This window comes from Kineosporiaceae bacterium (assembly GCA_016713225.1).
Classification (GTDB): domain Bacteria; phylum Actinomycetota; class Actinomycetes; order Actinomycetales; family Kineosporiaceae; genus JADJPO01.
This window is the reverse complement of the sequence record JADJPO010000002.1, coordinates 456,108-468,630: the sequence shown is the minus strand read 5'-3', so window position 1 is coordinate 468,630 and position 12,523 is coordinate 456,108. Positions and strand designations below refer to the sequence as shown.

Annotated in this window: 9 protein-coding genes and 1 tRNA gene; 7 read left to right on the top strand and 3 right to left on the bottom strand. The window is 68.4% G+C overall.

Going from position 1 to position 12,523, the window contains the following annotated elements:
* Positions 1 to 125 precede the first annotated feature (125 nt).
* Positions 126 to 593 carry a GatB/YqeY domain-containing protein gene (locus IPK24_08160; protein ID MBK8075525.1) on the bottom strand — a complete coding sequence of 156 codons (468 nt, stop codon included), beginning with the start codon at positions 591 to 593 and terminating at the stop codon, positions 126 to 128.
* Between the two features lie 226 nt (positions 594 to 819).
* Between IPK24_08160 and IPK24_08155 the strand changes: the two genes are divergently transcribed.
* From IPK24_08155 to IPK24_08135, 5 genes are all read left to right on the top strand, one after another.
* On the top strand, positions 820 to 2,154 hold the full coding sequence (locus IPK24_08155; protein MBK8075524.1) for an extracellular solute-binding protein: 1,335 nt from the start codon (positions 820 to 822) through the stop codon (positions 2,152 to 2,154).
* Positions 2,155 to 2,252: 98 nt separating this feature from the next.
* On the top strand, positions 2,253 to 3,110 hold the full coding sequence (locus IPK24_08150) for a sugar ABC transporter permease (GenBank protein MBK8075523.1): 858 nt from the start codon (positions 2,253 to 2,255) through the stop codon (positions 3,108 to 3,110).
* Positions 3,111 to 3,112: 2 nt separating this feature from the next.
* Entirely contained in the window at positions 3,113 to 3,946 is an 834-nt protein-coding gene (locus tag IPK24_08145; protein MBK8075522.1) for a carbohydrate ABC transporter permease, read from the top strand.
* A gap of 52 nt (positions 3,947 to 3,998) precedes the next feature.
* Positions 3,999 to 5,249, top strand: coding sequence for a sn-glycerol-3-phosphate ABC transporter ATP-binding protein UgpC (gene ugpC, locus IPK24_08140; protein MBK8075521.1), 1,251 nt, complete (start codon positions 3,999 to 4,001; stop codon positions 5,247 to 5,249).
* Positions 5,250 to 5,336: 87 nt separating this feature from the next.
* The gene (locus IPK24_08135) at positions 5,337 to 6,329 is read left to right on the top strand and encodes a metallophosphoesterase (protein MBK8075520.1); all 993 of its coding nucleotides are present in this window, start codon (positions 5,337 to 5,339) and stop codon (positions 6,327 to 6,329) included.
* Positions 6,330 to 6,394: 65 nt separating this feature from the next.
* Here the strand turns inward: IPK24_08135 and IPK24_08130 are convergent, their stop codons facing one another.
* Positions 6,395 to 7,699, bottom strand: coding sequence for a transposase family protein (locus IPK24_08130; protein MBK8075519.1), 1,305 nt, complete (start codon positions 7,697 to 7,699; stop codon positions 6,395 to 6,397).
* 128 nt (positions 7,700 to 7,827) lie between these two features.
* On the opposite strand from IPK24_08130, the gene IPK24_08125 reads away from it, so the two are divergent.
* Positions 7,828 to 7,904, top strand: a tRNA-Pro gene (locus tag IPK24_08125).
* Positions 7,905 to 8,587: 683 nt separating this feature from the next.
* Here the strand turns inward: IPK24_08125 and IPK24_08120 are convergent.
* Entirely contained in the window at positions 8,588 to 9,793 is a 1,206-nt protein-coding gene (locus IPK24_08120) for a beta-lactamase family protein (GenBank protein ID MBK8075518.1), read from the bottom strand.
* Between the two features lie 762 nt (positions 9,794 to 10,555).
* Here IPK24_08120 and IPK24_08115 point away from each other — a divergent pair.
* Entirely contained in the window at positions 10,556 to 11,998 is a 1,443-nt protein-coding gene (locus tag IPK24_08115) for a putative DNA binding domain-containing protein (protein MBK8075517.1), read from the top strand.
* Positions 11,999 to 12,523: the final 525 nt, after the last annotated feature.

Here is a 12,523-nt window from a genome sequence, read left to right as displayed (position 1 = left end):
CTCACCCCTGACGAGCGCAATGTCACGTTGCGCTCGTCAGGCGAGTGCAACGTGACATTGCGCTCGTCGGGGATGAGAGTGATGGGCGACTAGGCCCCGGTACCGGTGACGCCGAGTGACGAAACTCAGCCGGCGGCGAGCTGCCGCTTCACCTCGGCAGCAATCCGCCCGCCCTCGGCGCGCCCGGCCACCTGCGGCTGAACGGCTTTCATGACGCGGCCCATGGCAGCCATGCCGGAGGCGCCGGCCGCCGCGGCGTCCGCGATCGCCGAGGTGACCAGGGCGGCCAGGTCGTCGTCCGAGAGTTGTTGCGGCAGATAGCCTTCCAGGACGGCGAGCTCGGCCAGCTCGCGCGCGGACTGCTCTGCGCGGCCGGCATCGGCGAACGCGGTGGCCGCCTCGCGACGCTTCTTGCCCTCCTTGCCGAGCACGGCCAGCACCTCGTCGTCCGACAGCTCGCGAGCGACGGTGCCGGCGACCTCGCCGGAGCGGATGGCGGTCAACGCCATCCGCAGGGTGGCAGCGGTGACCTCGTCGCGGGAACGGATCGCCTCGGTGAGATCGGACTGCAGACGCTGCTTCAACTCGGCCATGGCGCTCATCCTCGCACCTGCGGCCGAGCCGTTCCGAGCGATATTCGCCGGAGCCGGCCGGCCGGCCGGGTGCGCATGAACGAGCAGGCCGCGCGGTCATGAGGTAAGCATGAACTCCGCGAATCATCAGCAATCAGGAGAAATCGATCACCAGGTTCCTCACCCCGGAGGCGTGACCGAGCGCCCTTGCGCATCCGGGTCCACCGATGTCGCAGGAGGAGCGGTCATGTCCGTTGTCGGGCGGGATCGAGCCCCTCGGGGCCGTCGCCTCATCCGTCGGCGCCTCGGCGCCGTCCTGGTCGCAGCGTTCGTCGCCACCGGTCTCGCCGCCTGTGGCGGTCAGGACGGTGGGGCGCCGCGACTCACCTGGTACACCAACCCCGATTCCGGCGGGCAGGCCGAGCTGGCCCGGCGGTGTACCGCCGCCGCGAGCGGTGCCTACACCATTCGCACCGCGGTCATGCCCCGTGAGTCGTCCGAGCAGCGCCAGCAGCTGGTGCGGCGGTTGGCGGCCAACGACTCATCGATCGACCTGATGAGCCTGGACCCGCCGTACATCCCCGAGTTCGCCGAGGCACGCTTCCTCGCGCCGGTGCCCGCCGATGTCGCGGCCCGCGTCTCGCAGGGAGTGGTCGACAGTGCACGACAGGGGGCCACGTGGCGCGGGACGCTGGTGACGGTGCCGTTCTGGGCCAACACCCAGCTGCTCTGGTATCGCAAGTCCGTGGCCACGGCGGCAGGCCTCGACCTGAGCCGGCCCGTCACCTGGCAGCAACTGATCGACGCCGCGCGTGGCCAGGGCCAGCAGTTCGCCGTCCAGGGCCTTCGCGCCGAGGCACTGACCGTCTGGGTGAACGCCCTGGTCGCCTCGGCCGGCGGGGCGATCGTCACCGACCCCTCGCCGGACAACCCCGCCCAGATCAAGCTGGGGCTGGCCGATCCGCCGGCCGCCGAGGCCGCTCGGGTGATGCGGGCGGTGGCCGATGCGGGCGTCGGCGGTCCGGCCCTCTCGACCTCGGGCGAGGATGCCAACGTCAATGCGTTCGAGGCCGGCGAGGCGGCCTTCATGGTCAACTGGCCCTTCGTCTGGCCGCGCGCCCAGGCCGGGGTCGAGGGCGGCACGCTCGACGCCTCGGTGCCCGCCGACTACGGCTGGGCGCTCTACCCGCGGGTGCAGGCCGACCGCCCGAGCACTCCGCCCTACGGTGGGATCAACCTCGGAGTGGGCGCGTTCAGCGAGCATCCCGATCTGGCGTACGCGGCGGCCGAGTGCATCACCAGCGAGCAGAACCAGGCCTACTACTTCATCAGCAACGGCAACCCCGCAGCCCGTGCCGCGGTGTACGACGATCCTGAGGTGCTGCGCGAGTTCCCGATGGCCCCGGTGATCCGTGAGTCCCTCGAGCAGGCCGCACCGCGACCTCAAACCCCTTACTACAGCGAGGTTTCCGAAAGCGTCCAACGCATCTATCACCCACCGTCCCAGGTCGACCCGGCCACCACCGGACGGCGCGCCGCTGATCTGATCAGCGCGGTGCTGGCCAAGAAGGAGCTGCTGTGAGCACCACGACGCTGCCGCCGAGCGGCCGGACGACGCATCGTCCCGCCGTCCGCGCCCGGGTCAGTGACCGTTCGCGGGCCGAGCGACGACTCGGCTGGATGCTCGCCGGACCGGCCTTCGCCGTGATGCTGTTGGTGACCGCCTATCCCATCCTGCAGGCGGTTTACGACTCCCTGTTCGACTTCCGACTCACCGACCCCGGCAACCGCTCCTTCAACGGGCTGCAGAACTACTCCGTGATCCTCACCGACCGCATCTGGTGGACCTCGCTCGCGGTGACACTGTTCATCACCGCGATCACCGTGGCCGTCGAGTTGGTGTTGGGCTTCGGACTCGCCCTGGTGATGATGAAGGCGCTGCGCGCCATCCGCCCGGTGGTCCGCGCCGCGATCCTGATTCCCTACGCGGTCATCACGGTGGTCTCGGCGTTCGCCTGGCAGTACGCGTTCGCGCTCGACTCCGGCTTCGTGAACAGCTGGCTGGGCTGGCTCCCCGGGATCAGCGCCGACACCGACTGGTTCGGCGGTACCTGGAAGGCCCTGTTCGTGGTGTGCGTGGCCGAGATCTGGAAGACCACGCCGTTCATCTCGCTGCTCTTGCTGGCCGGGCTGGCCCAGGTTCCCGAGGTGTTGCAGGAGGCAGCGAAGGTGGACGGCGCCACCTGGTGGCAGCGACTGAACCGGGTGACGATCCCCAACATGAAGGCGGCCATCATGGTCGCCCTGCTGTTCCGCACCCTGGACGCGTTCCGGATCTTCGACTCGATCTTCGTGATGACCGGGGGCGCGAACAGCACCGAGACGGTCTCGTTCCTGGCATACCGGCAGACCATCTCACGACTCGAGATCGGGCTCGGCTCGGCGGTTTCGGTGCTGTTGTTCGTGTGCGTCGTGCTGATCTGCGCGTTGTTCATCAAGGGGTTCCGGGTCGACCTGGCCTCGGCGCGAGGGGAGTAGCGATGTCGCGACGCGAGAAGGTCGGGTGGCTGATCGGCGGTCTGGCGATCGTCGTCTACGCGCTGTTCCCGGTGGCGTGGATCGTGTCGCTGTCGTTGAAGGCGCCGTCCGACATCGCCAACCGCCAGTTCCTGCCCACGGTCGGCACCTGGGAGAACTACCGGCTGATCCTCACCGGCGAGGCCAGCGAGCTGTTCCTGCCGGCGCTGCGCAACTCGTTCGGCATCTGCCTGATCGCCACCGCGATCTCGTGCGTGCTGTCGATGTTCGCCGCCTATGCCATTGCGCGCCTGGACTTTCCGGGCAAGCGGCTGATCCTGTCGACGGCGTTGGCGGTGGCCATCTTCCCGGTGATCTCGATCGTCACCCCGCTGTTCAACCTGTGGCGACAGATCGGGCTGTACGACACCTGGCCGGGCCTGATCATCCCGTACCTGTCACTGACCCTGCCGCTGGCGATCTGGACGCTGTCGGCCTTCTTCCGCGAGATCCCGTGGGAGATGGAGCAGGCAGCGCAGGTGGACGGCGCGACGTCCTGGCAGGCGTTTCGCAAGGTGATCGTCCCGTTGGCCGCGCCCGGGGTGTTCACCACGGCGATCATCGCGTTCTTCATCGCCTGGAACGACTTCATCTACGGCATCTCGCTCACCTCGACCGAGGCATCGCGCCCGGTGCCGGCGGCGTTGGGGCTGTTCTCCGGTGCCTCACAATTCGAGGCGCCGAACGGCCCGATCGCGGCGGCGGCGGTGATCGTGACCATCCCTGTGGTGGTGCTGGTGTTGCTGTTCCAGCGCCGGATCGTCGCCGGCCTGACCAACGGTGCGGTGAAGGGATGACCAGATCGACTCATCCGCCCCTCTGACGAACCTCACGCCCGGGAGCGAGCACATGTCCGAGATCACCCTCAAGAACCTCGTCAAGCGATACGGCGACGGCTTCGCCGCCGTCAACGACATCAGCCTGGACATTCGCGACGGGGAGTTCGTCATCCTCGTCGGGCCGTCCGGGTGCGGCAAGTCCACGCTGCTGCGCATGGTGGTCGGCCTGGAGGACATCACCGAGGGCGAGCTGCTGATCGACGGCCAGCGCGTCAACGACAAGGCGCCGCGAGATCGCAACCTGGCCATGGTGTTTCAGAACTACGCGCTCTACCCGCACCTGTCGGTGTACGAGAACATCGCCTTCCCGCTGCGGCTGGCCAAGGGCAAGTACTCCGAGGCGGACATCGACGAGCGCGTGCAGCGAGCCGCCGATCTGCTCGAACTGCGCGACCATCTCGATCGCAAACCCGCCAACCTGTCCGGCGGGCAACGGCAGCGGGTGGCCATGGGGCGGGCGCTGGTACGCGAGGCCGACGCGTTCCTGTTCGACGAGCCGCTGAGCAACCTGGACGCGAAGCTGCGCGGTCAGATGCGTACCGAGATCTCACGCATCCAACGACGGGTGGGCACGACGACCATCTACGTGACCCACGACCAGACCGAGGCGATGACCCTCGGCGACCGGGTCGCCGTCCTCAAACGCGGAGTGCTGCAGCAGGTGGCCAGCCCGCGGGAGCTGTACGAACAGCCGGTCAACCTGTTCGTCGCGGGCTTCATCGGCTCGCCGCCGATGAACTTCCTGCCTGCCCGGGTGGCCGGCGACGTGCTGCACCTGCCGATCGGCGACGTCCGGCTGTCCGCGCAGCGGGCGCGCCTGCTCGAGGGACGAGAACTGGTGATCGCCGGCATTCGGCCGGAGCACTTCGAGGACGCGTCGGTCATCGACGAGCGCCGACGCGAAGGGGGTATCGAGGTCGAGGTCGAGGTCGATGTCACCGAGTGGTTGGGCAACGAGCTGTATGCCTATGTGCCCTACGAGCAGGACGCCGCCGTGGCCCAACAGCTCGACGAACTCGATCGCGACCTGGACGGCGAGGGCATGCGGAGCCAGCTGGTCGTGGCCCTCGACGCCATGAGCCGGGTGCGCGAGGGACAGCGTGCCCGGCTGTGGTTCGACCCGGAGCGGATGCACCTGTTCGACCCCGAGAGCGGAGTCACGCTCACCCGAGACGAGCAGGAGGCGCGCCGAATCGAGGAGGAGAACGAGCAGCTGCGCCAGCAGGCTCTGGCGCGGGGCCGCGAGTCTGCCTCGGTGTGAGGCGTTCGCCGGGCGGGCCGCGGTCTTGGCACGGCCGATCAGGTGTCGGCTGCCGGTGCCACCGGCAGCCGATGAGAGGATGGGCGGATGCGTTCAGAGCGTGCCCTCACCTCTCGGCTGCCGTTGGCGGCCGCGATTCCGCTCGCCGTCGCGGCAGCGGGGGCGACCGGGTTGGGGTATGCCTGGCTCGAGGCACGCCACTTCGTGTTGCGCCGGGCCAGCCTGCCGGTGCTGCCCCCGGACGCCGACCCGCTGCGGGTGTTACACCTGTCGGACCTGCACATGGTGCCGCGCCAGCATCGCAAGCAGGCCTGGCTGCGCGGGCTCGGTGACCTCGAGCCCGACCTGGTGGTCTCGACCGGGGACACCTTGGCCGACATGGACGCCGTCGAGACGGCGCTCGAGGCCCACAGCGAGCTGCTGCACCGGCCCGGGGTGTTCGTGCTCGGGTCGAACGACTACTACGCGCCGCGGGTGAAGAACCCGGCGCGGTACCTGCTGCGTCATGGCGGGCAGAAGCGGATCATCGGTGAGCGGTTGCCCACGGATGATCTGGTCAAGGGCTTCCTGGACGCCGGATGGACCGACCTGAACAACCACCGCACCACGCTGGACGTCGCCGGGGTGCCGCTCGAGTTCGTCGGCGTCGACGACCCGCACATCCAGCGCGACCGCTACCACCGGGTGGCCGGGCCGCCCTCGCCGGACGCCGCGCTGACCGTCGGGGTGATGCACGCGCCGTACCGGCGGGTGCTCGATGCGATGACCGCGGACGGCGCGGGGTTGCTGATCGCCGGGCATACGCATGGTGGGCAGCTGTGCCTGCCCGGGTTCGGCGCGTTGGTCACCAATTGCGACCTGCCGAGGCGCCAGGCCAAAGGGGTGTCCCGCTGGCCGTCGCGGGCTTCGGACGGCGCGTGGACCCGGGGACGGGACGCCGCGGCGTCCGTGCCTGGTTCGGGGGCATCGGCGGCCTGGATGCACGTGTCGGCCGGGCTGGGGACGCCGCCGTACGCGGCGGTGCGGTTCGCCTGCCGACCCGAGGCGACCCTGTTGACCTTGGTGCCCCGCGAGCGCTGAGCGCGAATGCGTCCCAGCTGGGACGTCCCAGCTGGGACGTCGGGAACCGGTCCTGGTGACTCACGTCAAGATGCCCGCTTGGGGTGAGTCGTTGACTCATCGGTGGATGCCCGCGGGGCCTGGGGTGGTTTGATCTTGGTTTTGGACAGGTAGACGGCGTTGGTCTTGGCGCGGCGTTGGATGCTGCCGCGGCGGCGGGCCAGTTCGAGCAGGCTGGCCTGGACGGCGGCGATGCGGCGGGCCAGGCCGGCCGGGTTGAGGACGTCGAGTTGGTGGCGCAGGGCGTGGGCGTCGGTGGGGGTCAGGACGTCGGGGTGGTCGCGGGCCAGGCGGGTGGCGGGGGTGGCGGCCTTGTCGTAGGTCTTGGTCACCTTGGCGCCGTCGCGGGTCTTGGTGAGCAGTTTCTGTTGGGGCAGGAACAGGTTGGTCAGTTGGGCTTGGAGGGGCCATAACTCGTTGAGCAGGGACAGTTCTCGGGCCGTGTCGTAGCGGTGGTAGCCGACGGCGTGACGGACGGTGGTCCAGTTCTTCTGCTCGATGTGGGCCTGGTCGTTGGAGTGGGAGGGCCGGCCTCGGGTGAAGGTGATCTGCCGGTCGGTGGCCCACTTCAGCAGGTGGTGGTTGATGAACTCGCTGCCGTTGTCGGAGTGGATGCCCAGCAGGGCGAACGGGAACCGGACCTGCAGGCGGGTCAGGGCCGCTGAGACGGTCCGTTCGCCTTTGGAGGCGATGCTGATCGCCTCGGTCCAGCCCGTGGCGACGTCGGTGGCGTCCAGGGTGTAGTGGAAGGCGCCGTTGGCGTCGCCGCCTTCGTGGCCGACCAGGTCGATCTCGATGAACCCCGGTGCCGTGTCGTCCCATTCGTGCCAGGTCTTCAACGGGATCGAGGACTTCAACAGGCTGCCCGGTCGGGTCAGGGACCGGCCCTTGGCGGCGACCAGTCCGACCCGGTGGGTCTTCAGGCGCCGGTCGATGGTGGCCGCCGACATCGCCAACAGGGCATCGATCACGGCCGGGTCCTGGGGCAGTTCACCGTGGGCCAGCAGGGCCGGGACCAGGGCCGCCAACGCCGGTTGCAGCCGTTTACCGGTCGGGCCGCCCAGCACCGCCCAACACGTCGCCAACGCCGTGATCGCCGCCTCGTCGTAGGTGTAGACCGGTGCCCGGGCCGCCCGCCGCTGACCGACCGCCCGGTCGCTGCCACCATCGGCCACGGCCGCCCGGATCATCTTGCGGGCGTGGTCACGATGCCACCCGTTGACCGCCACCAGATGATCAAGGATGGCCGACTTCTCGACCTTGGTGGCCTTCGGCCACGCCGCCACCTGCGAGGCCAACACCGCCCTGCGCTGCACCATGGTCAACCCCATCGAGCGAGCCTGACCCACGCGGGCATCCACCGATGAGTCAACGACCCCACCCACGCGGGCATTCGACGTGAGTCAACTCGCCGGTTTCATGGTCCGGGGTTGCCTCCGCTATCCTGACTGGGCTCCACCGGGGTGTGGCGCAGCTTGGTAGCGCGCTTCGTTCGGGACGAAGAGGCCGTGGGTTCGAATCCCGCCACCCCGACCATGAAACCGCAGGTCAGAGGCCATATGGCTTCTGCCCTGCGGTGCTTTGAGTGTTGGTTTGCGATGGTTTCCGGAAGGACTGGGAGAAGATCTTGCCGAGATCGTCTCCCGAGACGTCGCCCAGCGGCCGGCTGACATGTCGCCGGCACGAGGTGGAGGGGCCGCCGACCAGCGGCTTTGCCATCCGGTGACACCCAGCGCCGCTGCCGCACCATGTCGGTTGAGACGAAGTGATCGTGGATTCAGGTGCCGCGGGGTGACGGCGCGCTGGTCCACTGGCGTTCTTCGGGAAAGACTCCGGAGACGATCTTGACTCCGGAGTCCCTCCCGATGCCGTGCCGGGCACGCGCCAGCAGAGGCTCACCGCCCACGTGACAAGGCTCCTTGGAGACGTCACAACACCGGCAGGATGGCCACAGGGACCAACCAGTCGGACCTCGATCCCGGCCGGGGAGAGACCCGGGAGACGATCATGACCCTGAACCCGTCACCGACCATCACTCTCACCATCCGCCGGCGAGGCTGTGACCAGCCATTTCGCCGATCACCACAGGCGACGGCGCGATCGCACCAGCGTTCGGGACGAAGAGGCCGTGGGTTCAAATCCCACCGCCACCCCGACCCATGAAACCGCAGGTCAGAGGCCATATGACTGCCGGCCTGGCTCGAGGCCTGCACGACAGGTCAATTCGCCGAGGCAGCGGTGTGCAACTGCATGACGAGCTCGTAGATCTGCGAGCCGAAGTCGGCCGGCTGCGGCGTGATCACGGCGACGCACACCGGCTGGGCGCCCGCCCACACCAGCGTGATCGAGGTGTAGGGCCAGTCGCGCCCGCCCCCGGCGTGACCGTACGTGGGAGTGCCCTCGTCGTCGCCGACCATGGTGCCGAGTGCGTACGGGCCGACGTTGGGCTCCTCCTGTGGGTCGGCCACCATCTGCTTCACCGAGGCGGAGTCGATGACCTGGCCGCCGAAGAGCAGATACGCCCACCGGGCGAGGTCCGCGGCGTCCCCGGCCATGCCACCGCCGGCGCCGGTGAACGAGGCCGCCGAGCGCGACGGGAGGTACGGGCCGGCAGGATCCACGGTGTCGGCGGCCGGCGTGTTCTTCCCGACGGTCAGCGGGCCCGTGGGTGTCTCAGCGGTCTGGACCCAGGTGCGGTGCAGTCCGGCCGGATCGAGCAGGTCGACGCGCAGGGCTTGGGCGTAGGACTGGCCCGTGACCTTGGCGATCAGCTCGCCGAGCAGGACGTAGTTCAGGCTGTTGTAGTAAGGCGTCCCGCCGAGGGTGCCCTGCCGGACGGAGTCCTTGGGCAGAGTGGCGAGCATCTGCGCCGGCGTCCAGTCCTTGGCCAGGTCGGCGGCGATGGTCTTCACGTACGGCGCGGTCGCGTAGTCGGGGAAGCCGGTACGCATGGCCAGCGCCTGCCGGACGGTAGCCCCTTTCGTGTCGAACGGCGCCTGCACGTAGTCGGTGAGCGGCGCGTCCAGGTTCACCAGGCCTCGTGTGGCCAGCAGCATCACCTCGGCCGCTGTGAAGGACTTGGTGACGCTCATGATCGCCATCGCCGCCTCTGGCTGCAGCCGGGTGCCGGCGCCGTCCACGCCGGTCGCGCCGGACCACACGCCCTGCGGCGTGACGACGGCCGCCGTGGCGCCGATCAGCTTGTCCTGGGCGATCCAGGAATCCAGGGCGGACTGCAGCGCAGCGCCCTGGGTCGCGGTCAGTGCTGCGGTGCCCGGTGCGGCCCACAGCGGCGCGGATCCCGCCGAGGGCGCCACTCCGCTGGTAGGAGTGCCCCCCGAGGTGGAGTCGCTGCACGCGGCGATCCCCAGGGATGCGATGAGAAGGGTTGTGAGGCCGAGCAGCAACGCACGACGGAACGTCATGGCGATCACCCCAAACCCACTCTGTCACCGCGCACACGAGGTTCCAGGCGCGAACGTCCCAGCTCCCCATGCCGGGGGCAGTCGCACAGTTGATCACTTGCGCCAGCCGCGCGTACGGCCCTCAATGCTTGGGCTTCTGCGGTCCGACCCGGATGAGTAGACGGCACCCGGCTACGCGATGGGGAGAGCTCTGGGAGACGATCATGACAATCTGACCGACACGAACCGACGGCTACCTCGGACTACCGACGCCGTGACAAGCGATATCGCCGCTCCATGCTGGTCACGCGCGCCTCGATTGGTCGTTCGGGACGAAGAGGCCGTGGGTTCAAATCCCGCCACCCCGACCCATGAAACCGCAGGTCAGAGGCCATATGGCTTCTGGCCTGCGGTGCTTTGGGTGTTGGTTTGCGATGGTTTCCGGAAGGACTGGGAGAAGATCTTGTCAAGATCTTCTCCCATGGTCGCGCATGCAGACGTCCAACGTGTCGCGACCACGTGCACACAGGGTCGATGGCCAGCGGCTTTGCCCGCGCGTCGAGCGGCGGCTGTGGCGCTACTTCGGCTCGTTCGAAGGAGCCGTCCGTTCAAGGTCTCAGCAGCGAACGACCGCGGCGCTGGGCAGATCACCTCTGGGCATGCCGGGCATGTCCCCGCAGGGAAGCAGACAGCCGGAACGACATCTGCCTCGCCTCCGAAGCCCACGAGGCCACACCTATCAAATGGGACGGAAATGGTGCTGCATCCCAGATAATGGGATCCATGCTGGACGTGGCTCTCGACGAACTCGTCGCACGGCTCCGCGACCGCCGCGGGGACACCCTCGACGTGGAGGTGAAGACCGCAGCGGGAGCCGACGGCCGTGGGGCGCTTCCCGAGGGCGTCCGGTACTCCCTGTGCGCGTTGGCCAATTTGCCAGGTGGCGGGATGGTCCTGCTGGGTCTCGACGAACGGCGTGGTTTCCACCCTGTCGGACTCTCGGATGCCCAACAACTGATGCAGGGCCTGGCTCAGCAGGCTCGCACCTGCACTCCGCCGGTGGTGCTCGATCTCGAGGTGCAAGCCTTCGAGGGTTCACAGGTGATCCTCGCCCGGGTCACCGAATGCGACCCGGCGGCCAAACCATGCCGTGTTCAGGGCCATGGATGGGTTCGCGGATATGACGGCGATTACCGCATGTCCGACCTCGAAGAACAGGCATTCCTTCGACTGCGACAGCCTCCGCTGCACGACCGCCAACCCGTCTCGGGAACCAGCACCGCCGATCTCGACCCTGAGCTGACCCGGATCTGGATCACCACGGCACGATCGCTCGACGCGCACGGGCTGGGACGGTTCACCGATGAGCAGATGCTCGTGCGTGGCGGGGTGGTCCACTCGGACGGCGAGCTGAGCGTCGCCGGGCTGCTCACCCTCGGCGTACACCCTCAACAGTTCTTCCCCAGATTCGTCATCACACTGGCCGCCGACTCCCCTGGGGTTCGCGCCCGCGAACTCGTGAGTCTCAGCGGGCCCATCCCGCGACTGCTCGAGGGTGCCCTGGACTGGGCTCGCAAGGCGCTGCCGCGCACCACGGTCGAGGAACCCTCGGGCCACCTCAGGGACAGCCTCGAATACCCGTTGGAAGCATTCCGCGAACTGGTCGGAAACGCCCTCGTCCACCGCGACCTCGATGCCTGGTCGGCGCACAAGGCCGTCGAGGTGCGGCTGACCCCCGACAGCCTGGTGGTCACCAACCCGGGCGGGCTCTACGGCATCACCGTCGACCGACTCGGCCTACCCGGCACCTCCTCACCCCGTAACGGCCAACTCATCCAGGTCTGCCAGTACGCCCGAACCGCCGATGACGCCCGCGTCGTGGAAACCCTGGCCAGCGGCATCCCTCGCGTGATCCAGTCACTCCGCGAGGCACACATGCCCCCGCCCACCTTCTACGACACCGGTCTGCAGTTCACCGTCCGACTCATCGCCGGCGCAGCCGACCCCACACCAGGCCTGCCGCCATCGATCGCGCGCCGTAACCCGACCCAACGAGCCGTCTACACCGCCCTGCTCGATGGCCCCCTGCAAGTACAGGAGGTCTCCGAACACGCGGGCATCCGCCCAGAGACCGTCCGCAAGGCGCTGCGCACCCTGGTCAAGGACGGCCTGCTCGACCAACACGGTGGCCGCGGCCGCACCACCACCTACAGCGTCCGCACCTGACCCTCACAGTAATGGGAAGCAAATGGGACTATCGCCCATTTGAATCCCATTCGCCTACCCAACGCGACCAACAGCTGATCTTCGTATCATCGATGCTGGTGCAGCAGAGGCCCGGCCGGGCTGAGCCTGCTCCGCCTCGATCTCGATGCCGCGTGAACGACCCGCGGGGAGAATCCTGGGAGACGATCATGAACGCCGGACCCACGCGGACCGATGCATCCAGACCCGGACCGACGCACTGACCAGCGCTATCGCCGGGCTCCCGCAGGTCACCGGGCAGTCCGGACAGTGTTCGGGATGAAGAGGCCGTGGGTTCAAATCCCGCCACCCCGACCCACCGAAAGGCCCGCACGGCGACAGCCGCTGCGGGCCTTTGGTGTGTCGGGCGTGGCCGGATGCCGGGAGCCGGAGCGTGCAGCGACGAAGGAGCTGACCGCGACGGCGGTTCCCGCCGTCATCAGTGCAGTCCAGGCCAAGTTTCGAAATGAAGATCATGCCCCCTTGGGCGACGATGTTGGCTCCCGG

Excerpts from the sequence above, each read along its gene's own strand:
- IPK24_08155 (MBK8075524.1), top strand. The coding sequence starts at position 820 with ATGTCCGTTGTCGGGCGGGATCGAGCCCCTCGGGGCCGTCGCCTCATC.
- ugpC (MBK8075521.1), top strand. The coding sequence starts at position 3,999 with ATGTCCGAGATCACCCTCAAGAACCTCGTCAAGCGATACGGCGACGGC.
- IPK24_08150 (MBK8075523.1), top strand. The coding sequence starts at position 2,253 with ATGCTCGCCGGACCGGCCTTCGCCGTGATGCTGTTGGTGACCGCCTAT.
- IPK24_08135 (MBK8075520.1), top strand. The coding sequence starts at position 5,337 with ATGCGTTCAGAGCGTGCCCTCACCTCTCGGCTGCCGTTGGCGGCCGCG.
- IPK24_08120 (MBK8075518.1), bottom strand. The coding sequence starts at position 9,793 with ATGACGTTCCGTCGTGCGTTGCTGCTCGGCCTCACAACCCTTCTCATC.
- IPK24_08130 (MBK8075519.1), bottom strand. The coding sequence starts at position 7,699 with ATGGGGTTGACCATGGTGCAGCGCAGGGCGGTGTTGGCCTCGCAGGTG.
- IPK24_08145 (MBK8075522.1), top strand. The coding sequence starts at position 3,113 with ATGTCGCGACGCGAGAAGGTCGGGTGGCTGATCGGCGGTCTGGCGATC.
- IPK24_08115 (MBK8075517.1), top strand. The coding sequence starts at position 10,556 with ATGCTGGACGTGGCTCTCGACGAACTCGTCGCACGGCTCCGCGACCGC.
- IPK24_08160 (MBK8075525.1), bottom strand. The coding sequence starts at position 593 with ATGGCCGAGTTGAAGCAGCGTCTGCAGTCCGATCTCACCGAGGCGATC.